Here is a 259-nt window from a genome sequence, read left to right as displayed (position 1 = left end):
TTGCTTGGCAACGTTCTACTCTCCCAGAACCCTGCGGTTCAAGTACCATCGACGCTGGAGGGCTTAACGGTCGTGTTCGAGATGGGAACGCGTGGGTCCCCTCCGCCATCATCACCAAACAGTCAAAGCGTTTGTTTGCGCCTTGAAAACTAGATACGAAACTTCAACGTAGGTATTTCTCTTAGGAATTTTGGTTAAGCCCTCGACCGATTAGTATTCGTCAGCTGCATACGTTGCCGCACTTCCACCTCGAACCTAT

At 50.2% G+C, this 259-nt stretch carries 1 rRNA gene; it reads right to left on the bottom strand.

The annotated features are described in order from the left end of the window. Positions 1 to 2 precede the first annotated feature (2 nt). Positions 3 to 119, bottom strand: a 5S ribosomal RNA gene (rrf, locus tag A8709_RS31420). Positions 120 to 259 lie beyond the last annotated feature (140 nt).

Origin of the sequence: Paenibacillus pectinilyticus (genome assembly GCF_001700435.1) — a bacterium.
Lineage (GTDB): Bacteria > Bacillota > Bacilli > Paenibacillales > NBRC-103111 > Paenibacillus_E > Paenibacillus_E pectinilyticus.
The sequence above is the reverse complement of the archived record's forward strand: the minus strand, read 5'-3'. Positions and strand labels throughout refer to the sequence as shown.